We start from the raw sequence: 22,052 nt of genomic DNA on the forward strand, positions 1-22,052 counted from the left end.
GATAATGCGCTGATAATGTTTAAACAAGCTTCAATTAAAGATCAAATTTCACTTCATCAAGCAGTTTTACAGCGTCTTGATGATATTCAGCCAACTTATAGATAGGCAAACTATCGGCTTTAAAATCACCCCATGACGCCACTAATTCAGACGGTTCGACATCAGCCTTTACCGGATATTCCATATTAACTTCAGCATACATTTTCTGTGCAACGTTTGAAGTAAGAAATTCCATTAGCTTAATCGCATTATCTTTATGCGGTGAATGTTTGGCTAATGCCATACCTGATACGTTTACATGAGCACCACGGTTCTGTTGATTAGGAAAGTTAATTTCAACCGCTTCAGCCCAGCTTTTCTGATTTTTATCCATCAGCATGTTGCCGTAGTAGTAGCTGTTACCGATAGCAATGTCACACATGCCTTCTTTAACTGCTAATACTTGATCACGATCATTGCCTTGAGGCTTACGAGCTAAATTAGCTTTTACCCCTTCTAACCAGGTTTTCGTTTTCGCTTCACCGTCATGGGCAATCATCGACGCCACTAATGCGACGTTATAAGGGTGTTTACCGCTGCGGGTACAAATTTTACCTTTGTATTCTGCTGAAGCTAAGTCTTCGTAATCGATGTCAATTTTACCGCTACGCTCTTTTGAAGAATACAGATTACGAACACGCATCGTCAGCGCATACCAATTGTTCTGTTGTGACCGATATTGAGGGGGAATATTGCTATTAATCACCGCACTGTCGACGGGAGAAACAAGATCTTTTTCCACTAATTCCATTAAGCGAGAGAAGTCAGATGTTAACACCACGTCAGCGGGAGATAGGCGACCTTCACGCACCATACGTTCTGCAATGCCATCTTTAGCAAAAACAACCTTTACGTCGACACCACTTTGCTCGGTAAACTTTTCTAGAATAGGTTCAATCAGGAAAGCTTGGCGATAAGAATAAACCGTTAATGCATCTGCAGCACTCACAGAAGAAGCAACACAAGCCAAGCCTAATAATGCGACACTTTTTAGCAATTTCATTAATCAACGCTCCTTAACTGAATCAATATTCCGCCGCCACCGGCGCAATTGATAATGGTTATCAATTGCAACAGGGTAAGTGATCATATCAAAAGGAGCAAGTGCTGTTTCACATTCAGCGGTTAAAACGCCAAGGCTAAAACATCAAATTGTTATGCTGTAAGCCAATATGGCAAGCTTAAGCCACTATCATGGAATTATGATTGACCAAAACACTACCAGTATTTTTCGACCGTAATTTGTCCAGGCGTTCGTCGAAGATTTTTTACTAAGCCTTTTTCAACTAAAGCGGTTTGCGCATCATTTATCATTCCTGGGTTACCACAAATCATCACTTGAGAATGTTCCGCATTAATCCCTAAGCCTGCTTTCTGTTCAATTAATCCGCTGCTAATGCCATCAGGAATACGACATGATAAGCCTTCGGGATAATCTTCACGGGTCACAATGGGAATAAACACAAACTGCTGAGGATATTGACTAATAAACTGTTTAATCGTTTCTAAATAAGCTAAATCTTCACCAAGTCTTACACCATAAACTAGCACGACTTTTTCAAAGCGTTGCCAAGGCTCATCGGTTGCAAGCATAGAGATAAAAGGCCCCACTGCAGTGCCTGTTGATAACAGCCATAAGTGTTTACCTTGCAATGCCCCTTTAGGTACCTCATCTAAGGTCATAAAACCGGTCGCTTTGGGCGTGATTTGAATGGTATCACCTGGGCTTAATGCTTTTAGATCTGGAGATAACTGACCATCCTCTACCGCAACAGCCAGCACCTCGACATAATCAGTCCCGGGGGGATTTACAAGCGAATACGCACGCGCTACACGTTTATCATCACGCATTTGGCTGAGCTTAATAAACTGACCTGCGATAAAAGGTTCGACATCGGCTTTGATACGCAACGAGAATAATTTATCATTCCAATCAATGCGTTTTAGCACGGTACCGGTAATCCACATGACTTTGTTCCTTTTAGACTGGCGTATGTATTTATTATAATACCAATCTATACAGATATTTGCTTAATTAAAAGCCTCCCCGATTTATATCTATAGTGAATAATCACACGCGATTAACTCACTTAAAAGAACAGAGCTAAGTTTACGTAGTTGATGAATCTTGCTTAGCTGAATGGGCATCTAGGCGGTCTTGTTGAAACTGAGCAAGTTTTTGCTGTATGAGCTCATAGGTTTGATCGACTCCTGCTGCAATATCGCCTTCTAATACCTTGAGCCCAGATAAGATATCGCTAGCCTCTTTAAAACCTTGATCAATAGCATCACCAATTTTCACCATAAAACTGCTAACTTGCTCATCAAACCCCATGGATTTATTTTGTTGTTGATGTACCGAGAAGAAATTTGTCGCAAAGCTGACAATACGATCGGCTGTCGCTTCAGGAGAGTAATCCACTCCACTTTCAATACTCTTTTGAACTGAGTTCTCCCCCAGTGTTGGCGCAAGCTCTTCATTAATAGCTTCAATCGCGGCACGGTAAAGTAATGCCATAGACTTATCACCCGCAGCAATACTGACTTCTTCTTGCGCCGCTAAAATCGAATTATTCATCATTTGTCGACTTAGCTGATTGCTGGTTAACTTAGGCTCAACCGGGGAATTTTTCTCAGCTTGGTGGCTTGATGAAGTTTGCGATGTATTAACTGTTTTATTGTCACGCAGTGGACTGGCATTACTGCTATTTGATTGTTTAATTTCCATGATATTAGCTCGCATACAATGACCGATAGCTTAATTATCGACCAAAAAACTCATTTCTAAAGTCATAAATTAAAACAATTAAGAGAAATTTATTTATATCAATTTTACTAAAGAATAGCCTGTTGATTAACATCATCAATTTAACTTGCCCAAATGAACATCTGCTAATATGGTAATATGGTAATCAGATTGATAGCCAAATAGGAATAACAACATGCCGCAACAACATTGGTTCATGTGGGGAATAGATATTTTTTCTGGTCTTTTCTTAGTGTTATTTTGGTTATTACTGATCGCTGTAATTTACATGTTTATCGCTGATAAATTGCAAACCAAACAAGCCATTCGACACAACTACCCTGTTATCGGTCGATTTCGATATATATTTGAAAAACAAGGTGAGTTTTTTAGACAATACTTTTTTTCTCAAGATCGCGAAGAACTGCCGTTTAATCGAGCCGAACGTAGTTGGGTATATCGCGCAGCTAAAAATGTTGACAGGACAATTGCGTTTGGGTCGACACAAGTTCTGGATAAACCGGGTGCGGTAATGTTCATGAACTCAGCATTCCCCGTCAGTGATCATGACACTCACCAAAACATCGCGGTAATCATTGGTCCTGAATGTAAACACCCTTACACAACCGATAAAATTTGCCATATCTCGGCCATGAGCTTTGGTGCCTTGTCTCGCCCAGCCATTACAGCACTATCCCATGGTGCAGCAAAAGCAGGCTGTTGGCTCAATACTGGCGAAGGTGGGTTAAGTCCTTATCATCTAAAAGGACATTGTGATTTAGTGTTTCAGATAGGTACCGCTAAATATGGTGTGCGTAACGAGCATGGTCATTTAGACCCACAAAAACTGACCGATATTGCCGCTCATCCTGAAGTAAAAATGTTCGAAATTAAATTAAGCCAAGGTGCTAAGCCTGGCAAAGGTGGTATTTTACCGGCGATAAAAGTCACCGAAGAAATCGCAGCTATTCGCGGTATCCCAGCAGGACAAGACTCCATAAGCCCCAATGGCCACATTGAATTACATAATGTTGCTGACATTGTCGATATGATCAATCAAGTAAGAGATATCAGCGGTAAACCAACCGGTATTAAAGCGGTATTAGGTGACATGTCATGGGTTACTGAATTTCTAGATGAAATTGAACGTCGTGGTATTGAATATGCGCCAGACTTTTTTACCTTAGACAGTTCAGATGGTGGTACGGGCGCGGCACCACAAGCCTTAATGGATAATGTCGGCTTACCATTGCGCCAAAGTTTACCGTTACTGGTTGATTTACTTAATGAACGCGGCTTTAAACAACGCATTAAAGTGATTGCGACCGGTAAAATGATCATGCCGTCATACGTGGCATGGGCATTAGCCACTGGCGCCGACTTTATTGCTTCAGCTCGCGGAAACATGTTTGCCTTGGGCTGCATTCAATCGTTACAGTGCAACCGAGACACCTGCCCAACCGGTATAACGACCCATAATATACGATTGCAAAAAGGCTTGGATCCAAAAGATAAATCTGCACGCGTCGCAAACTACAATCATTTCTTACATTACGATTTAAACATGATCGCACATTCATGTGGTGTAACCGACCCAAGATACTTAACTCGCCATCATGCCCGAATAGTGCAATCAACGGGTGTAGCGGTCACTCTCGATAAACATTACCGACATATGCAATAAATTAAACCTCAACCCCAGTGAATAACTGGGGTGCGCTGAGCGGATTACTGAGGTGCACTCAGCGGATTACTTTGCCGAATTTAAGAATAGGTGTACAATATACTTTGATATCGATCACAATAAGCAGTATTAATGTGATTTTAAAGAGGCATCAATTCAGGGGATTTCGTGTTGAACATAAAAACGAATGCAGCAGATCTAAATGTCAAAAGCTTAAGTTTAAGCTGTAAAAACTGTAATCGAATGACAGAAATCGAAGGTGAATTTGTGTGTTTTGAACAAGGAAAAATCAAACGCTTAACTTTAGATCCTTCTCCAGCTGCACTCATAAAAATGGTCTGTATTGGTTGGCAGAAAAAGTAAGCTTTTGATCATTAGTAGCAGCACTCGTTACCATTGAATCAACTCACTATAACTCCTATCTTCTTCCAAGTATTTGATACCGTAAACCAGCCAAATACTAACGACTAAAGTCATTTGAACATGTCAAAATACATCCGTTGATATCACTTTATCTGCATAATATGCAAATCAATGAACCAACATAAGTTGATTAACGCGATGTAAACTAAGAAAGCATGTCCTGCGGATCATCACTTTGTTTAATAATGTTTTTATCAAGGTCTTTGTTCATTGCTTTAGCTAAAGTGAGTCCTCGAGTCGTTACTCTCAAACCGGCACATAAGTCATTATAAACTATTTTAATAGCATCATCAGACATGTTACGCGTTTTAAGCATTGCCATAATAGCAAACCAATCGGTTGTCACTTGATGTCGGGTGCCTTCTAGCGCCGCAATTAACGCAATATTATGCACAAGTCACCTCCATACACGAATTCGCACCTTTGATAAAATCCAATTGAGTGAAAAATAAAGTTATCTGGAATAAATAACCCACAAGTTAGGCTATAGATTAACTGCGTTGATCACTGTCGTCAAAAGATTCATTCGCGTTAAATATATCCAGACGATTTAAACACCACTCAGCGCTGTTAAAGTAGTCAGATACTGAGTGTTTACGCTATAGAGATTTTTATTTGTGGCAACGACAGTATTTTACCCGACAACATCATAGCGCGATATCCATTGACCAATCCTTAATCATTTGGCAGATCTTTTTGTTCATGTTGAATATGCCAAAGCCGAGCATAAAGCCCTTGTTGAGCTAACAAACTGGTATGAGTTCCATGTTCAACAATCTTACCTTTACTCAATACAACGATTTGGTCAGCATCAATAATGGTCGATAAACGATGGGCGACGACTAAACTTGTATGGCCTTTGGCTGCATCTCGCAAGGCGCTCAAAATGGCTTGCTCTGAGCGTGAGTCTAATGAAGATGTGGCTTCATCGAACACTAAAATAGGCGCTCCTTTCAACACCGCGCGTGCAATAGCAACTCGTTGCTTTTCGCCGCCGGAGAGCTTTAATCCTCGCTCACCGACCTTGGTGTTACCTTTATCCGGCAATGATTCAATAAAGTCACTCAAATGAGCCAATTTAATCGCCGCGAGAATCTCATCATGGGTAGCATTTGAGCGGCCATACCTAATATTTTCATAAATAGAATCATTAAATAACACAGTATCTTGCGGTACTACTGCGATGGCTCTTCGTAAGGCCTGTTGGCTAAGTTGACGCACATCAATACCATCAATAGTGATAGACCCACGGTCAACATCATAAAAGCGGAATAACAGTTTAATGATAGTTGACTTACCTGCGCCACTGTCGCCCACTACGGCAATTTTTTTCCCTGCTGGCACATCAAAACTAACGCTGTTTAAAATAGCGCGTTGGTCGTAATGAAAGCTCACATCAGTAAACTTTATTGCCCCGACAGTTGGACTGGCTTCAATAGCATCGACGCGGTCTAACACTTGTGGTTGTTTGTCTAAAATATCAAACATACGCTCAATATTGGCTAATGCTCCACGGATCTCACGGTAAACAAAGCCTAAAAAATTTAATGGAATGAACAGCTGCATCATAAAAGCATTAATGAGAACAAAGTCACCAATTGTCATCGAGCCTTGGCTCACTTCATAAGCCGCCAGCGCCATCATAGCCGTCATCGCAACAGCAATAATTAATGCTTGTCCACCGTTAAGAGCAAACAATGATAAACGGTTTTTTCGCTTTGCAACTTCCCATTGTTCAAGTGCGGAATCATACCGTTGTGACTCAAATTCTTCATTGTTAAAATATTTTACAGTTTCATAATTTAACAAGCTATCGATTGAACGCGTATTAGCCAGCGAGTCAGCTCTCGCAGCATCGCGCACATAACCCGTGCGCCACTCTGTCGCCACAATTGAATAACCAATATAGGCCACCACAGAAAATAAAGTGATCAGTGCAAAACTGGCGCCATAGTTATAAAAGAAAATACCGATCACTAAGGCAATCTCAAGCAGGGTTGGCACAATATTAAATACCATAAAGCGCATTAAAAAACTGACGCCACTTGTGCCGCGTTCAATATCACGAGACAGGCCGCCAGTACGGCGATCTAAATGAAAATCAAGATCGAGCCGATGTAAATGTTCAAAAACGGCTCTTCCAAGGCGGCGAATAGCGCGTTCGGTAACACGGCCAAATAACGTATCTCTTATCTCGCCAATTATAACATTCAGCAAACGTACCATGCCGTAAGCTAGCACCAATCCAACAGGAACTGCGATGAGCTGGGCTGAAGATTGCTTATCAAGCGTATCGACTAATTCTTTCAGAATAAATGGCAGTGCAACACTCGCAATTTTAGCAACGATTAAGCAAATCATTGCTAACAACACTCGTGCTTTAAATTCTAATAAATATGGCCATAATAATCTTAAAACATGCCAATTTAACTTCCCTACCGGGCCTTCGAAATACGCAGAAGGTCTCATTTATGCTCCAATTAATTACCACTGCTATAGGCAGTTCGCCACGACCTAATATTGATTGTCTTATTATATGTCATTTTCTAATCAGACATCGGTCACATTACTATGGATTAAGTCCACACTCATGTTTATCATAAAAGGGCTATTTGAGCGCCAGGCAAATAGTACTTTAGAACTATCAATGAATAAAATTACACAGACTAAAATACTACTTTTTAAATTTTTTTAGTCATTTTATGCTTTTTTAAGCTAAATAGAGTTATTTCTGTTGGCAGAATTTGTTACTCTTCAAGCACAGATAAACGCCTGTTTGATAATAAACAAACAACGATTTACTAGTTTAAAGGATGCTTTATGTTGGATAGCTCGAAAATTCAATACCCACCATTACAACTAATACAAACATGGGTATGGATGATGATTGAATCAGGTAACCCTGAACTGCAAGATAAAGGGCGTGATAATCTTATTTCAGCGTTTGGCAGTTTAGCTAAGGCCAATGAATACTTAGTACAACATATAAAAAAATAAGGCGCATTGTGCGCCTTATTTTTTTAGGTGTAACTAATCAAATATCAAGCTTTACGACGGTCAAGTACACTCTTATTTAGTGTTGCTAAAAGTGACTCTGTATCATCCCAGCCGATACAAGCATCTGTTACGCTCTGTCCATAACACAATGCACTACCTTCAATAAGGTCTTGGCGTCCTTCAACTAAATGACTTTCAACCATCACACCAAAAATAGCATGATTACCTTGAGATATTTGCCCTGCAACATCATCGGCAACCATCATCTGCTTCTTGTAATCTTTACTACTATTAGCATGGCTAAAATCAATCATAATATTATCTATCAAACCAGATTTAGCCAGCTGCTTGGCAATATCGGACACGTGTTCGGCACTATAATTAGGCGCCCGACCTCCACGTAAAATAATATGACAATCTGGATTCCCTTTGGTTGACACTATGGCTGAATGACCAAACTTAGTGACCGACAAGAAATGATGTGGAGCGCTCGCAGCTCCAATGGCATCAATAGCCACTTTAATGGTTCCATCGGTACCATTTTTAAATCCTACTGGACAAGATAGCCCCGATGATAGTTCACGGTGTACTTGAGATTCGGTAGTACGTGCACCAATAGCGCCCCAACACATCATGTCAGCAACATATTGAGGCGTGATCATATCTAAAAACTCACCTGCTGTTGGTATACCAGAGTCATTTAAATCAACGAGTAATTTACGAGCGGTCCGTAAACCATCATTTAATTGAAAACTGTTATCCATATACGGATCATTAATTAACCCTTTCCAACCTACTGTCGTTCTCGGCTTTTCAAAATACACTCGCATGACAATTTCAAGCTGATTTTTATACTGTTCCCGCAATTTAACTAAGCGTTGACCATACTCTAAGGCGGCAACAGGATCATGAATTGAACAAGGGCCAATCACCACTAATAAGCGATCATCTTTACGGGCTAGAATTTGATGAATACTGTTACGCGCATTGAAAACAGTTGATGATGCATGTTCGGTTGCCGGAAATCGTTCTAGAATCGCAATGGGTGGAAGCAATTCTTTTATTTCATCGATACGAATATCGTCATTTTGATAATGCATAGTGGTTACAACTCCGGCAAAACGTCTTATGAGTCTGATTCAATAAAATAAATCAGCTGATACGATTCATTAAAAATGATAAAAAACCATCGAAAAAATGAACATGAATCATCAATTTAACCAGTATCTATCGACAAATCAATCAAGTATTATTCATCAGTGCCGATAGTAGTGACTATCAGTATGTGATTGGGAATACGTAATAGGAAGCAATAGCAACTGAGCTCACTTGGCTACCCCGTAAACCGAGTATGAAATACACTTATACATTGATTTTTTAGCACCAAATATCACTAACATAAACTGTCTTATAAAAAAGACACTCTGATGATATTAATATGCTTTACTTTAATGATTAACATCATTAACTCAACACAAGGAAGATGAGTAACTTAATACTTGGCAAGCTATCCAGAGGAGGATAACAGATTGAAATATTTTAATATTTATTTATTAGGTTCATTGTTAACTCTTTGCAATCCTGCGATTGCCACGTCAGTAGATCCCATCGATGATACGCACGAATTAGTCGAACTCCACTCGCAAAATTACCATACAACGTTGATTCCGATCATTAATAGCATCAGTTTCTCTACCAGTAACAGTATTGCACCCTACTTCTTTACCGATGAAAACACTGGTGTGCAGTATGACCTTCTGAAGGCTGCTCTGGACAGTGAAAATATAGACATAAAAGAGATTGTGCATGCGCCTAATTTGCGTGCGCAGCGCCTAGTCAAAACCAATAAAATAGACTGCATGATCAATGCACCCGATAACGTGGCAGGACTATTTTATACACAGAGCTTGCTTGAATATCAAAATAGCGTGTTTTACTTATCTAGAAATAACCTTAAGATTGAAAAAATTACCGATCTTAGCGCATTGTCTATTTTAGGATTCCAAAATTCAAAACAATACTTAGGTGATGAGTTTAAAGACATCGCGAATGCCAACCCTAACTACAGTGAAATCACCAATCAGAAAAGCCAAGTGGTGATGTTATTTAATGGATATGTGGAGGTCATTGTTTTAGAAAGACGAATATTTGAATATTATCGTCATTTACTCAAATCAAAACTCGATACCAGCATACCAGTAACAGAAGTGGCACTCTTTGACCCTGCTCAACGTAAAATTGCCTGTTATGATCAAAAAACGACTAACCGAGTAGATAGTGCCATTACTACACTCAAACAGTCATATCGCTACCAAGAGATACTCGATCTAGCTGAACAAAACAATTATCAACCGCAGTATCAAATACCTTAAAGGTACTAATTTTGTTTAAACGCTTGCAGCTTAATTTGGTAACGTTGCTTATTATTGCTATCACTTAAGGCTAACGCACGTTTAAGGTTTTTCTCAGCCAGACGCTCTTCACCTGTTGCCCAATAAGCCCTAGACAACCCAAAATAAAATTCATGACGATAATCCGCTTTATCAACTGCTCGTTTATACCATATGAGTGCATCTTGATATTGCTTATCAAAATACGCTTGTTGAGCCATGTCAAAATAGTAAAACGGATTATTTATTCTCGCGAGTTCAAGCACTTTATGTATTTGCGCCCATTCATCTAAACGCCCTTGTTCACCTAAAATCAACGCCAAATTGTATAATGTGGTTAAATCTTGCGAGTCAATTTGTAACGCTAAACGATATGCATATTCAGCCTCAACTTCGTAGCCCTTATGTCGATAAATAACCGCTAGAGTATTGATGGCCGCCACATATTGCGGATCCAATTGAATGCTTTTTTTAACCAGTGCATAAGCCGCATCAAAATCAGTTTTAATTAACGCTTCTGCTGCAATATTATTATAAAACATCGCGGTTAGCTGGCGCTTATTAACTGTTTTTTTATGATACGCACGCACAGAGCGTTCAGGCAAAAAGTCCACTAGAACATCAGTACCTCTAAATAACACAGTGTTATTAGCCCTTGGAGGTAACAAACGTAAATTAACGTGACCATTAACTAAATAAAAACCACCTCGCCTATCCCAAACGGGTTCTACATCTATGTCATTAAACTCCACGGGCACATTTAACGCATCAGCCAACGCCGCCGATAACACAACCAAAGACATACAATTACCTTGACGATTAAGCACCGTTTCACTGGCTGAGCGGGTAACATTATCACGATACTCAAAACCACCATCTTGTGCGCCTATATATTGAGCCAACCATTCATTAGCCAGAATATTTTGACTGCGAAGAGTACTATCTGCTTGAAACTGTCGCCTAAATTGTGCGACAAACTTATCAGGTAAACGATAAATATCATCAATAGCCACAGTCTCAACAGGCATGAACATTTCATCATGAAATAGGTCAGTAATCTTGATTGCTTTGTTTTGGGGCTGAGTTGATTGACAAGCGCTCATGCTGAAAAGTAAAACAATAAGCAGTAGATGGGTCCATTGAAGTCGTAAGTGGTCATCCTTGGCAAAGGAATTAACCTCTGTCTTTTTTGGGTGATGAGTAAACATTATTCAGCCCTCAGATAGGAATACGCTATCTAAAAGCATAGTCAATAGATGCCCATTAGGCCAAAACAACCACTACAAGTTTGTAATGGCTTATTAGCTACTGAGGAGGATTTACACTAACAGGAGGATCTATTTGGATAAAAAGTTGTGTGTCTTGATATTCGTAGGGACGATAAAATTGATTGCCACAGCTAAAATAATGAAATGGTGACGTCACGGCTAAACAACCAATAGGCAGTGATTGCAAAATCATTATCTGCTGTTGCTGTCTTAACAACTCTTGCCATTCGTGCTGTTGTAATACACTGTCGCGAACAGCAAAAGCATCAAAAGGCGTTGATGACTGGCGCACCACAACGGTGCCAGCATAGCTTGCTGCGCTTAATAACAAAGATCCCATTAATAAATTTATCAGTATTGGTTTCATCATCACCTCATCACAGATTTCATCATCTAATAGTGTATACGTTAAGCTGGCACATGGCCCTTTATTTACCTCAATTGAGTCAGTAATAACGTTATTAATCTACAAAAAAAAACAGAACCCTAAGGTTCTGTTTTCTATGTTAGCTAATTAACTCATTAGCCAGCGGTTTTCACACTCACAAACTCAGGGTAAGCATCTACTCCACAGTCAGAAGCATCCATACCGTTGTACTCTTCTTCTTCTGTCACACGGATACCCATAGTCATTTTTAATACAAACCATACCAGTAACGATGTGGTAAATACCCAAATGAAGATAACCGCAGCACCGTATAGCTGACTGCCAAAACTAGCATCGGCATTTGATAATGGTACTAACATTAGTCCAAGGAATCCCGCAACACCGTGCACCGAAATGGCACCGACTGGATCATCAATTTTAATTCGGTCAAATGCAATCACTGAGAAGATAACAACTGCACCAGCAACCAAACCAATTACACCGGCCATTAACAACGAAGGTGATAAAGGATCAGCAGTAATTGCCACTAAACCCGCTAACGCACCGTTTAAAATCATGGTTAAATCAGCTTTACCCCAAACAACTTTACACACAATAAGCGCTGAGATTGCACCAAATGCGGCGGCAGAGTTAGTGTTTACAAAGATTTTAGCGACAGCACTGGCGTTTTCAGCATCAGAAACCAACAGCTGTGAACCACCGTTGAAACCAAACCAACCCATCCATAAAATGAACATACCTAAAGTAGCCATTGGTAAGTTAGAGCCTGGAATAGGATGAACTTGGCCATTTTCACCATATTTACCTTTACGAGCACCAAGAAGCAGCACACCAGATACTGCAGCTGCAGCACCAGCCATGTGCACAATGCCACTACCAGCAAAGTCAACAAAACCAGCTTCAGAGAGGAATCCACCACCCCATGTCCAGTAACCTTCAATAGGATAAATGACCGCGGTCATGACGACCGAAAAAGCTAAGAAAGACCATAACTTCATCCGTTCAGCCACAGCACCAGATACTATCGACATTGCCGTAGCAACAAACACGACTTGGAAGAAAAAGTCTGATTCCAAAGCATGGTCTGCACCATCGGCTTGCGAACCGATTAACGAACCAAAAGAAGGAATAAAACCACCTTCTACATTGTCGACATACATGATGTTGTATCCGACGAATAAAAACATCACACATGCAATTGAATATAAACACACGTTTTTAGTTAATATTTCAGTGGTGTTTTTTGAGCGAACTAAGCCGGCTTCTAACATGGCAAAACCCGCTGCCATCCACATAACTAACGCACCTGAAATGAGGAAATAGAACGTGTCTAATGCAAAACGTAGTTCAGTTACCGTCAGGCCTAATTGAGTTAATTCTTCCATAGCAGCCACCTTATAATGCTTCGTTATCAAGTTCACCCGTACGAATACGGATCGCTTGTTCTAAATCAGTCACAAAAATTTTTCCATCACCTATTTTGCCGGTATGTGCAGCACTGGTAATGGCTTCAATAAGCATGTCCAAATTTTCATCTTTGGTGGCAATTTCTAATTTTACTTTAGGAAGAAAGTCCACTTGATACTCTGCCCCACGATAAAGTTCAGTGTGACCTTTTTGGCGTCCAAAGCCTTTTACTTCAGTAACAGTCATACCTTCAATGCCCATGCCTGCAATGGCTTCACGGACATCATCCAATTTAAATGGCTTGATGATAGCGCTGACGAGTTTCATCTCGACCTCCAAAAGTGTGAAAAAATGTAATTGTTATTAATTTGTTTGATGAGTTAATTCAATCATTAGGCCACTTTTTCAATACGCTGTTATATATAGCTTTTATTTTATTTACTCTTTTATTTATTAACATTAAGGCACCAATCAAGTGCACAAGAAACATCGACGCATCGTTTTGGTGCAGCAAATCATCCACCTTTCATGCTACCTAGCAGCAAGAAGCCGGTGCACTATCTCTACATAACACAGATAAAAAAACAGCCCTCAAATGAGGGCTGTTTGTTAGATTTTTCAGGCTTGCACCTGAGGAGATTTTTTATGCTAAGTACAACTTATTTATAAGTCGCTTCGCGCTTTTTAGCTTCTTCTTTCCACTTAGGCACCAGTGTTTTCTTAAACTCAGCTTTTTCAGCATTCATGGTTTTCATGTCCATGCCTAATGCTGCTTGTGCTTTTGCTTTCGTTGAAGTGTCAGGGTAAGCAATTGGTTGCTTAACACCTTTTGCACCGAGTAACTGAGCAAGTTTAACGCGAGCATCAGCTGCTTTATCCAATGAAGTACCTAAAATACGTAATACTTCAGCAGGAGCATGAGATGATGCACCATGAGATGCAGTCGCATAATCCCAACGCCACTGTGAATGACGAATATCCATTAGGATTGGCTTCATTTCAACTTCAGTTGCACCAGCATCCCACGCAGCTTTAGCTTCAAAGTGAGCTTTAACTAATTGAGTTTCAACACGTGCTTTTAAGTCTTGTGCTTTCTGTTTGCTTTCATTAACTTGCTTAACCATAAACTCTTTGCTTTGACTGTGACAAGTTGCACATGTTTCTTCAAAGCGATCAAATGGGTTACCCACTTTATGGTCTGTAAATTTGCGGCCTTTGTCATTAGTCACTTTAGGCATATGACAATCAACACAACTCACGTTATTTTGACCGTGAACACCCATTTTCCAAGTTTCATAACCAGGGTGTTGTGCTTTTAGCATAGGAGTTTTAGACACAGCATGAGTCCAATCAGAGAACTCCATGTTGTCGTAATACACTTCCATTTGCTCAACAGTGGTACCCATATCCCAAGGGAATTTAACGAAACCAGGACGTTCAGCCGTTTTCTCGAAATAATATTCTACGTGACATTGAGCACACACCATTGACTGCTTGTCTTTACGAGAAGCTTTATCAAATGGAGTATTCAATGTTGTCATTGCGCGCTCTGCAAATGGACGAGACATACGTAACTTAGATGAGCCTTTTTCATGACAATCGCCACAACCAAGAACATTGACAATTTCTGGACCGCCTTTAGCCCACTTGCCACTGAAATAGCCATCTTCGCCCTGCTCTTCAATCACACGAGGCACATCAGGACTTTTACAGCTCCAACACGCCATTGGCATTGGACCATCTTCAGCATTTTTTGGCGCACCGGTACGCAATGAATTCGTTACGTCAGTAACCGCATACATATGACCTCGTGGTGCATTGTAATCTTTAGCAAAGCCGTAGCCTGCCCACAATACGACTAGACTAGGTACTTTTTCTAACATATCGACAACTTCTTTACTTTCATCAGTTGCATGCCAGCTGTCATATTGCTTAGAAAATTTATCTTTATAAACCTCATTTCGAGGCTCCGTTTTATCACTCGCCATTGCGCCAGCAGCTAAAAAACTGGCTGCCATCACTGCACTCAGTGCAATTGATTTCATATTCATCTTCATCACCCTTTATCTCCGTGTTACATTATATTTAATTTAATAATCACGACATCTCCAAAGTCAAAGTTAGCGATTTAACACCGCTTTAAATATACCCCTTATGGGGTATAGCGATGAAAGTTTGCGCCAGATCAACATGTAAACAGGATGTATTTCACAGTTTTGTAAACTTGTTAATGTTATCAACCCATACCTAATGTAGAACACACTATTGGACATCATATAAAACAGTACTTTTGACTTATTTTTAATCACTAATCGCTATCAACAGCAGGATTTTATGTTTACTCGTGGCAGCCTTACTTCCACCATTTTAAGTTTAATGCTCATTTTAATTTTGTTGTCATCAAGCTTAGCGGTGTTTTCTATCGTCAATTTAACCTTCAGCTTAGGCGATGCCAAAGGCATCAACGCCTCGGGCTCACTGCGAATGCAAAGTTATAGGCTGTTGTTGTATACCAATGCCGGCAGTAGTAATACCGATGAAAAAATTACTGCATTCGAAAATACACTTAGTTCAGAAGCACTTAAACGCTCTCTTCAGTGGTATAGCCCCAAAGAGCTGCGAGACCAATATTTATTAGTTATCGACAAGTGGCAAGTGATGAGAGTGTATATTGAAGAAGGGAATACGCGACTTTACTCAGCCTCATTAACCGACTTTGTCGACACCATTGATACCTTGGTATTAAAGATGGAATTGTTCGCGGCCTTTAAATTAAAGTTATTGGTTATTGGGCAGATTATCGGCTTATTTATTTTACTTGTTATCGCTTTCTTTGCCGTAGTATTCACACGTAAACGGGTTGTTAAACCATTGCAATTGTTGATGGATAGCGCAGCAACTATTTCGAAAGGTAACTTCAAAGTTGAGATGCCTAAAACGGGTTATATAGAACTGACGGCTCTAGGTAATGCACTGCAAAAGACGGCAGCGGAATTAGCCCATTTATATGAAGATTTAGAAAACCAAGTGAACGAAAAAACCTTGGCATTAACCCGAGCAAACAATGAGCTAAAGTTTTTATACGACAATCTACTCATGTTACATGCTGATAAACTCGACTATAAAGCATTACAATCTGCAATCAATCAGCTGAAATATTATGAAGACTTAACCTTTCTTCGCTTAGTCGTTGAGCATGATGATGGCTCTAAAGACGTTATTAAAGCTGAAGGCGGCTGGCCTGATGAGTTAGCCACTGAATCGGTACAGTTTCCGCTATTAATAGAAAAGACCCAAATGGGCTATTTAGATGTAATATCTAATAAGCCATTGAATAAATTATTGTTTGAAAACTTCGCCATGATGTTAACCCGTTCAATTACTATCCATAATGCTACTGAACAACGGCAGCAACTGGCGCTACTGGAAGAACGTGCGGTCATCGCTAGAGAATTACATGATTCAATTGGGCAATTATTATCTTTTCTGAAAATCCAGGTGAGTTTATTACGTAAAAGTCTTGCTCACAGTTGTCGTAGCCCTGAAGTAGAAGGTCAATTGACAGAGATTAATGAAGGTGTCAGTACTGCTTATGTACAATTACGTGAACTGTTATCAACCTTTAGATTAACCATTAAAGAGCCTAATTTAAGTCAAGCTATTGAAGTTATGTTGGATCAATTACGTCATCAAACGAATATCAATATCCAATTGAATTACAAGATATCAGCACATTTACTTGAAGCTAAACAACACATTCATATTTTACAATTAATTCGTGAAGCGACATTAAATGCAATTAAACACGCTAACCCTGCTCATATAGTGGTAGATTGTCAGTTAACAGATAATGGCATGATTACTATTACAATATGTGATGATGGCATTGGCGTGACACATTTAGCTGAACGAGATCAGCATTTCGGTATTGGCATCATGCATGAACGCGCCAACAAACTGAATGGTATCGTTTCGTTCAATAGTAACCAGCTCGGCGGTACTACTGTTACGCTGAGTTTTCCACCTCAACAGGAGCCTTTAAATGGGTAAGCCGTATTCCGTACTTGTTGTCGATGATCATCCATTATTACGCCGTGGTATTTGCCAATTAATCACCTCCGACGGTGACTTTTCGCTTTTTGGTGAAACGGGCACGGGACTAGAAGCTCTTACCGCCGTAGCCGAAGATGAACCCGATATTATTTTGCTCGATTTGAATATGAAAGGCATGTCTGGGCTTGATACTCTCAATGCTATGCGTCAAGAAGGTGTAACAGCAAGAATTGTGATTTTAACCGTCTCAGACGCTAAACAAGATGTCATTAGACTACTGCGAGCGGGTGCTGACGGCTATTTACTCAAAGACACTGAGCCTGATTTACTGTTAGAGCAACTCAAAAAAGCCATGCTGGGTCACCGAGTCATTAGTGATGAAGTAGAAGCTTATCTTTATGAGTTGAAAAATACCATTGACGACAACAGCTGGATAGAGAATTTAACCCCGCGTGAATTACAAATATTGCAGGAGCTGGCGGAAGGTAAAAGTAATCGAATGATCGCCGAAGACTTACACATCAGCGAAGGCACTGTTAAAGTTCATGTGAAGAATTTGCTGCGTAAAGCAAATGCAAAATCTCGCACAGAAATGGCCGTACGCTACCTTAACAATTAGCCCACTATCAAAATCATATTTAACAACAAGGCCACTTAAACGTGGTTTTGTTGTTATTTATCATCCACTAGAATTAAGAGATGGGTTATTTATCGTTAATAAATGCTAACCAACTTTGCAGCACTGACTCAAAGTCTTCCAGACCACAATAAGACTCAGATTCCGCATTATACAGGCTCATGGAGTCTTCTAATAAGTGCTCTTCCTCAAAATCAATCACACTGGCAAACACTCTCACTTGCTCAAAGTCGATGTCGATAGTTAACTCTCCACCGATATCCCGCAAATGGTTAAGCGCCCCAGATTTGATTAACACTATCTGGGCTAGAATATGATTAGCTTTGCTCTTGTCATCACCAAGCTCTTCAGCAAACCATCTGCCTAACACTTCATGACCCATGCTAAATTCAGCAAAGACCGTGCCTTCTAGGCGATTTCGACGAAATTGATATTCCATACTAGTACTCTTTTATTAGCATTTTTTCTATTTTAACCGATGAACGGCCACTCTGCTGCTCGTTAGTTAAGCAAATATTGCGCTTGATGGTTAAATGCACGATAAATAAAGGATTTCATTTTATAAGGTGGTTTTAAACTTGGGCTAGATAAAAAAATAGCGTAAATTATTGCGATAGTGATCACATGGAATCTCTAATAATGAATAATGGTTTTATATACAGTTTATTGCTTACCGGCCCCAATGCTGGCCAGTCACTTACCGCGAAACAAATAGCACAATGGCAGCCTGCTGATGGGCTGTTGTGGTTACATCTGCGATATCGTGAACCTAAAGCTCGTAAATGGATCCTCAACTCCGGCTTACAGAGGGTTGAGATGGATACTCTGTTGGCCACTGATACTCGTCCACGAGTATTAAGTTCCGACAAAGGAATTTTACTGGCGTTACGAGGAGTTAATTTAAACCCAAACTCCGATCCAGAAGACATGGTCGCAGTGCGGATCTACGCTGAAGAGCACAAGATCATCTCAACCTGCGAGCGCCAGTTACAATCGGTGATTGATGTTGCCGATGCGATAACACAAGGCAAAGGTCCGGTTGATAGTGCAGCGTTTATCATGGCCATTTGTGAGCGTCTGACGCAACGTAAAGTGGAGTTTATTGGCAAACTGGAAGAGCAGCTCGATGAATTAGAAGAACGCGTTGTCACTCAAGTAAACAAAACCTTACGTACTGACATTGCCGAGCTGCGCAGACAAACCGTAGTATTGCGTCGCTACCTCGCGCCCCAACGAGAAGCATTTTCTCGTATGCTACAAGAAGCCAGCGAACTATTTGACGACAATGATAAAGTCCGCTTACGTGAAATACACGAAACCCTTATTCGAGTAATAGAAGATCTTGATGCAATACGCGATCGAGCCAGCGTTACGCAGGAAGAGCTTCAATCACAACAGTCAGAACAAGTGAATCAGAGACTGTATTTCTTATCATTGATTTCGGCGGTATTTTTACCATTAGGTTTTTTAACAGGCTTATTGGGCGTCAATATTGGCGGAATACCTGGCGCTGAATCAAATTGGGCTTTTGCCGCATTCTGTGGCGGATTGTTTGCGCTGATAGGTTTGCAAATGTACTTATTCTACCGTTTGAAATGGCTATAATCCGTCTCTAATATACATGATGGACATTGATCTGCTGAGGGTTAACTACTCGTCAGGAGCGGCTAATTTGCACGTAATGATTAGCGGAGTTAACTTGGTATTACCTAACGTTAAACGACTAACGAGATACGACTAACGTTGAGCAATATAAAGCGACGGAGTTAATCACTTATCCAAGGCCATTCTAAGCAAATTTAACTGTAAACAAAAAAGGACACCGAAGCGTCCTTTTTAATTTATATTTATCAGTCTTTTAACGACTGAAACAATGTTGATATTACTTAGTTTCTACTGCAGCAGGTGTTTTCTCTACTGACATTAATTCAACTTCAAAAACCAATGTTGAGTTAGCAGGAATAGTGCCAGTATCACGTTCGCCATAAGCTAATTCTGATGGGATAACAAACTTATACTTAGCGCCTACAGGCATTAACTGTACGCCTTCAGTCCAACCAGGAATAACACGGTTTAGTGGGAACTTAGCCGTTTCACCACGAGCATATGAACTGTCAAATTCGGTGCCATCAATTAACGTGCCACGGTAATGAACTTCAACAGTATCTTCAGCAGCAGGCTTTTCACCACTACCGGCCTCTAATACTTCGTACTGTAAACCAGACTCAGTCGTGGTTACGCCTTCTTTGGCTTTATTGTCTTCTAAGAATTTTTTGCCATCTGCAATTGATTTAGCAGCTAACGTTTCAGCTTGCTCTAAGCGCTTGTCGTTTAGTTTTTTATCTAGGTTTTGTAATACAGTCTGCATTTCTTCTTCAGTTAACTGCATTTCTTCGCCTAAGCCATCGCTAAAGCCTTTAATCACCATCGCGCGGTCAACAGCAAAGCCTAATTCTTCTTGCTCTTTAATGTGACCAGACATGTACTTACCAATTGAACCACCAACACTATATGCTTCTTTTTGAACGTCAGTTGTCAATTCAACTTTCTTTTGAGCAACGTCTTGTTCCTGATTACACGCAGTAAGGCCAACAACGGCTAATGCAACTAACGATAATTTGTAAATAGATTTCATTAAAGCTTCCTCAGCATCCTATAGTGGTTACAATAACCTTAATACATTCAATCAATGAGATGTTTAATTGGTCATGTTCTCTTGCCACTTTATACTAGTTAAAACGGTTATACCATTGGGTAAACCTTATATGACAAGGTTTAGGACAATAATTCAAGGAGCAAGTTCATGATACGCGTTCCAATGCTGTTTTTTTGGCCAACTCTAGTCTTAGTAAGCCTATTATCTGCATGCCAACCAACAGCGACGAAAGTTAAGGTCATCACTACTGATGCCAGTTATAGTGCAAGTTTGTCAAATGATGCAACCATCGCCTTGGTTAGCACGGCTCATAATGGCGTACAGGTATGGGATCTTACTGACTCAACGTTGTCTTACCAGTGGCTCCAAGGCCAACAACAAAATACCAGTAACGTCATTGATACTGCGATATCAGCAAATAGCCTTTATGCTGCAACAATTAGCAGCCACTCACTTGCAATATGGCGATTAACCGATGGTTCATCTGTCGGATGGTGGTCTTTGCCTTCTTATGCGCAAAGTGTCGCCATCGCTAATACAGGGCAAACCCTTGTGGGTTTAGTCGATGGCTCTGTGATGTCATTGTCACCTGAAAAATCACGCTTAATTCAATTTTTGGGCCATCAAGAAAAAGTGAATAGCGTGTCTATTAGTGCCGATGGCAATACAGCATTAAGCGGCGGGAATGATGGTAAAGTATTACTTTGGCAAGCCCAAACGGGTCAACCATTACAACAATGGCAGTTAACATCCCGCATCACTAAAGTGGCGATTAACGATTCAGCGACTCTCAGCTTTGCAAGCGATATCACTGGTAATGCCACCCTGTGGCAGTCGGATACCGGTAAACCAATAAGTCATCTCGATATTAATCGACGCCAAATGAATTTTTCAAGTGCTCGCTTTGTTAATAATGACCAGCAATTACTCACAGGTACGCCATCAAGAGAAATCTTTTTATGGCAAATAGACTCAGGTAAACGACTTTCTCGCTGGCAAGTTCAATTGAGTAAAAACACCCAAAACAAAGGCGCTGTAGTATACTCTGCCGCAATGATAGCACCTGGCTCGATAGTCAGTATTAGCAGCCAAGGTTTAGTTGAATATTGGCAGTAATAACTAATGTAATAATTCAGTAATAAGAGGTCGACATGGAAAGCGTTTTACAAAAGATTGATGATCTTGAAATGAAATTATCATTTCAAGATATCTCCATTGAAGAGTTAAACCAAGAAGTGATAAAACTCAATGCATTAGTTGCCAGACAGCAACAGCAAATGCTATTAATGGTTAATAAACTGCATTCTATTGAGCCTAGTAACATGGCGTCTTCTGCCGAAGAGACTCCACCACCACATTACTAA

Annotated in this window: 22 protein-coding genes; 9 read left to right on the plus strand and 13 right to left on the minus strand. The window is 40.2% G+C overall.

Translation table 11 applies throughout. The features are described from left to right. Nucleotides 1-34 precede the first annotated feature (34 nt). From AAEY99_RS05585 to AAEY99_RS05595, 3 genes are all read right to left on the minus strand, one after another. Nucleotides 35-1,042, minus strand: a complete 1,008-nt coding sequence (locus AAEY99_RS05585) for a Fe(3+) ABC transporter substrate-binding protein (RefSeq protein ID WP_162023827.1) — start codon at nt 1,040-1,042, stop codon at nt 35-37. A gap of 215 nt (nt 1,043-1,257) precedes the next feature. Further along, on the minus strand, nt 1,258-2,007 hold the full coding sequence (locus tag AAEY99_RS05590; RefSeq protein WP_335690944.1) for a ferredoxin--NADP reductase: 750 nt from the start codon (nt 2,005-2,007) through the stop codon (nt 1,258-1,260). 142 nt (nt 2,008-2,149) lie between these two features. Then, nucleotides 2,150-2,767, minus strand: a complete 618-nt coding sequence (locus AAEY99_RS05595; RefSeq protein ID WP_162023830.1) for a DUF5610 domain-containing protein — start codon at nt 2,765-2,767, stop codon at nt 2,150-2,152. A gap of 214 nt (nt 2,768-2,981) precedes the next feature. Here AAEY99_RS05595 and AAEY99_RS05600 point away from each other — a divergent pair, with 214 nt between their 5' ends. Both AAEY99_RS05600 and AAEY99_RS05605 read left to right on the plus strand, forming a co-directional pair. Continuing rightward, a complete protein-coding gene (locus AAEY99_RS05600; protein ID WP_351009583.1) occupies nt 2,982-4,469 on the plus strand; it encodes an FMN-binding glutamate synthase family protein in 1,488 nt (495 codons plus the stop codon). Between the two features lie 171 nt (nt 4,470-4,640). Next, on the plus strand, nt 4,641-4,832 hold the full coding sequence (locus AAEY99_RS05605) for a hypothetical protein (RefSeq protein ID WP_101085370.1): 192 nt from the start codon (nt 4,641-4,643) through the stop codon (nt 4,830-4,832). Nucleotides 4,833-5,037: 205 nt separating this feature from the next. Here the strand turns inward: AAEY99_RS05605 and AAEY99_RS05610 are convergent, their stop codons facing one another. Both AAEY99_RS05610 and AAEY99_RS05615 read right to left on the minus strand, forming a co-directional pair. After that, nucleotides 5,038-5,286, minus strand: coding sequence for a hypothetical protein (locus AAEY99_RS05610; RefSeq protein WP_101085312.1), 249 nt, complete (start codon nt 5,284-5,286; stop codon nt 5,038-5,040). A gap of 281 nt (nt 5,287-5,567) precedes the next feature. After that, a complete protein-coding gene (locus AAEY99_RS05615; protein WP_350979028.1) occupies nt 5,568-7,361 on the minus strand; it encodes an ABCB family ABC transporter ATP-binding protein/permease in 1,794 nt (597 codons plus the stop codon). Between the two features lie 351 nt (nt 7,362-7,712). Between AAEY99_RS05615 and AAEY99_RS05620 the strand changes: the two genes are divergently transcribed. Then, a complete protein-coding gene (locus AAEY99_RS05620) occupies nt 7,713-7,889 on the plus strand; it encodes a hypothetical protein (RefSeq protein ID WP_011636116.1) in 177 nt (58 codons plus the stop codon). Between the two features lie 44 nt (nt 7,890-7,933). Here AAEY99_RS05620 and aroG read toward each other — a convergent pair whose 3' ends face one another. Continuing rightward, a complete protein-coding gene (gene aroG, locus AAEY99_RS05625) occupies nt 7,934-8,989 on the minus strand; it encodes a 3-deoxy-7-phosphoheptulonate synthase AroG (RefSeq protein WP_350999047.1) in 1,056 nt (351 codons plus the stop codon). A gap of 429 nt (nt 8,990-9,418) precedes the next feature. Here aroG and AAEY99_RS05630 point away from each other — a divergent pair, with 429 nt between their 5' ends. Further along, nucleotides 9,419-10,261, plus strand: a complete 843-nt coding sequence (locus tag AAEY99_RS05630; RefSeq protein WP_351009586.1) for a substrate-binding periplasmic protein — start codon at nt 9,419-9,421, stop codon at nt 10,259-10,261. Nucleotides 10,262-10,266: 5 nt separating this feature from the next. On the opposite strand, the gene AAEY99_RS05635 is transcribed toward AAEY99_RS05630, so the two are convergent. The 5 genes from AAEY99_RS05635 to nrfA form a co-directional block, all read right to left on the minus strand. Next, a complete protein-coding gene (locus tag AAEY99_RS05635; RefSeq protein ID WP_392341436.1) occupies nt 10,267-11,382 on the minus strand; it encodes a tetratricopeptide repeat protein in 1,116 nt (371 codons plus the stop codon). Nucleotides 11,383-11,584: 202 nt separating this feature from the next. Then, entirely contained in the window at nt 11,585-11,917 is a 333-nt protein-coding gene (locus AAEY99_RS05640) for a hypothetical protein (RefSeq protein WP_392341409.1), read from the minus strand. Between the two features lie 152 nt (nt 11,918-12,069). Further along, the gene (locus tag AAEY99_RS05645; protein WP_101085306.1) at nt 12,070-13,320 is read right to left on the minus strand and encodes an ammonium transporter AmtB; all 1,251 of its coding nucleotides are present in this window, start codon (nt 13,318-13,320) and stop codon (nt 12,070-12,072) included. A gap of 10 nt (nt 13,321-13,330) precedes the next feature. Continuing rightward, nucleotides 13,331-13,669 carry a P-II family nitrogen regulator gene (gene glnK, locus AAEY99_RS05650; protein WP_011636110.1) on the minus strand — a complete coding sequence of 113 codons (339 nt, stop codon included), beginning with the start codon at nt 13,667-13,669 and terminating at the stop codon, nt 13,331-13,333. A gap of 332 nt (nt 13,670-14,001) precedes the next feature. Then, nucleotides 14,002-15,393 (minus strand): ammonia-forming nitrite reductase cytochrome c552 subunit, encoded by a 1,392-nt coding sequence (gene nrfA, locus AAEY99_RS05655; protein WP_174839653.1) that lies wholly within the window; start codon nt 15,391-15,393, stop codon nt 14,002-14,004. A gap of 283 nt (nt 15,394-15,676) precedes the next feature. Between nrfA and narQ the strand changes: the two genes are divergently transcribed. Continuing rightward, nucleotides 15,677-17,392 (plus strand): nitrate/nitrite two-component system sensor histidine kinase NarQ, encoded by a 1,716-nt coding sequence (gene narQ / locus AAEY99_RS05660; RefSeq protein ID WP_351009589.1) that lies wholly within the window; start codon nt 15,677-15,679, stop codon nt 17,390-17,392. Continuing rightward, nucleotides 17,385-18,014 (plus strand): response regulator, encoded by a 630-nt coding sequence (locus AAEY99_RS05665; RefSeq protein WP_101085303.1) that lies wholly within the window; start codon nt 17,385-17,387, stop codon nt 18,012-18,014. Before narQ ends, AAEY99_RS05665 begins: the two co-directional genes overlap by 8 nt. An 85-nt stretch (nt 18,015-18,099) precedes the next feature. Here the strand turns inward: AAEY99_RS05665 and AAEY99_RS05670 are convergent, their stop codons facing one another. Beyond that, nucleotides 18,100-18,471: a YacL family protein gene (locus AAEY99_RS05670; protein WP_182743205.1), complete on the minus strand. Its 372-nt coding sequence runs from the start codon at nt 18,469-18,471 to the stop codon at nt 18,100-18,102. Between the two features lie 200 nt (nt 18,472-18,671). Here AAEY99_RS05670 and AAEY99_RS05675 point away from each other — a divergent pair, with 200 nt between their 5' ends. Next, nucleotides 18,672-19,637: a zinc transporter ZntB gene (locus AAEY99_RS05675; protein ID WP_502959494.1), complete on the plus strand. Its 966-nt coding sequence runs from the start codon at nt 18,672-18,674 to the stop codon at nt 19,635-19,637. Between the two features lie 277 nt (nt 19,638-19,914). Here AAEY99_RS05675 and fkpA read toward each other — a convergent pair whose 3' ends face one another. Continuing rightward, nucleotides 19,915-20,667, minus strand: coding sequence for an FKBP-type peptidyl-prolyl cis-trans isomerase (gene fkpA / locus AAEY99_RS05680; RefSeq protein WP_101085300.1), 753 nt, complete (start codon nt 20,665-20,667; stop codon nt 19,915-19,917). Nucleotides 20,668-20,835: 168 nt separating this feature from the next. Here fkpA and AAEY99_RS05685 point away from each other — a divergent pair, with 168 nt between their 5' ends. Both AAEY99_RS05685 and AAEY99_RS05690 read left to right on the plus strand, forming a co-directional pair. After that, complete coding sequence (locus tag AAEY99_RS05685) at nt 20,836-21,804, plus strand: WD40 repeat domain-containing protein (RefSeq protein WP_101085299.1); 969 nt, start codon at nt 20,836-20,838, stop codon at nt 21,802-21,804. 35 nt (nt 21,805-21,839) lie between these two features. After that, nucleotides 21,840-22,052, plus strand: coding sequence for a SlyX family protein (locus tag AAEY99_RS05690; protein ID WP_011638679.1), 213 nt, complete (start codon nt 21,840-21,842; stop codon nt 22,050-22,052).

The organism is Shewanella sp. S1-58-MNA-CIBAN-0166 (assembly GCF_040310085.1).
In the GTDB taxonomy this organism is placed as follows: domain Bacteria; phylum Pseudomonadota; class Gammaproteobacteria; order Enterobacterales; family Shewanellaceae; genus Shewanella.

Bases quoted from the DNA above. Each gene is read 5' to 3' on its own strand.
- AAEY99_RS05585 (WP_162023827.1), bottom strand. From the start codon at position 1,042: ATGAAATTGCTAAAAAGTGTCGCATTATTAGGCTTGGCTTGTGTTGCT.
- AAEY99_RS05690 (WP_011638679.1), top strand. From the start codon at position 21,840: ATGGAAAGCGTTTTACAAAAGATTGATGATCTTGAAATGAAATTATCA.
- AAEY99_RS05640 (WP_392341409.1), bottom strand. From the start codon at position 11,917: ATGATGAAACCAATACTGATAAATTTATTAATGGGATCTTTGTTATTA.
- AAEY99_RS05620 (WP_011636116.1), top strand. From the start codon at position 7,713: ATGTTGGATAGCTCGAAAATTCAATACCCACCATTACAACTAATACAA.
- AAEY99_RS05645 (WP_101085306.1), bottom strand. From the start codon at position 13,320: ATGGAAGAATTAACTCAATTAGGCCTGACGGTAACTGAACTACGTTTT.
- AAEY99_RS05590 (WP_335690944.1), bottom strand. From the start codon at position 2,007: ATGTGGATTACCGGTACCGTGCTAAAACGCATTGATTGGAATGATAAA.
- nrfA (WP_174839653.1), bottom strand. From the start codon at position 15,393: ATGAATATGAAATCAATTGCACTGAGTGCAGTGATGGCAGCCAGTTTT.
- glnK (WP_011636110.1), bottom strand. From the start codon at position 13,669: ATGAAACTCGTCAGCGCTATCATCAAGCCATTTAAATTGGATGATGTC.
- AAEY99_RS05665 (WP_101085303.1), top strand. From the start codon at position 17,385: ATGGGTAAGCCGTATTCCGTACTTGTTGTCGATGATCATCCATTATTA.
- AAEY99_RS05685 (WP_101085299.1), top strand. From the start codon at position 20,836: ATGATACGCGTTCCAATGCTGTTTTTTTGGCCAACTCTAGTCTTAGTA.
- AAEY99_RS05615 (WP_350979028.1), bottom strand. From the start codon at position 7,361: ATGAGACCTTCTGCGTATTTCGAAGGCCCGGTAGGGAAGTTAAATTGG.
- AAEY99_RS05675 (WP_502959494.1), top strand. From the start codon at position 18,672: ATGAATAATGGTTTTATATACAGTTTATTGCTTACCGGCCCCAATGCT.
- AAEY99_RS05670 (WP_182743205.1), bottom strand. From the start codon at position 18,471: ATGGAATATCAATTTCGTCGAAATCGCCTAGAAGGCACGGTCTTTGCT.
- fkpA (WP_101085300.1), bottom strand. From the start codon at position 20,667: ATGAAATCTATTTACAAATTATCGTTAGTTGCATTAGCCGTTGTTGGC.
- AAEY99_RS05600 (WP_351009583.1), top strand. From the start codon at position 2,982: ATGCCGCAACAACATTGGTTCATGTGGGGAATAGATATTTTTTCTGGT.
- AAEY99_RS05595 (WP_162023830.1), bottom strand. From the start codon at position 2,767: ATGGAAATTAAACAATCAAATAGCAGTAATGCCAGTCCACTGCGTGAC.
- aroG (WP_350999047.1), bottom strand. From the start codon at position 8,989: ATGCATTATCAAAATGACGATATTCGTATCGATGAAATAAAAGAATTG.
- AAEY99_RS05635 (WP_392341436.1), bottom strand. From the start codon at position 11,382: ATGAGCGCTTGTCAATCAACTCAGCCCCAAAACAAAGCAATCAAGATT.
- narQ (WP_351009589.1), top strand. From the start codon at position 15,677: ATGTTTACTCGTGGCAGCCTTACTTCCACCATTTTAAGTTTAATGCTC.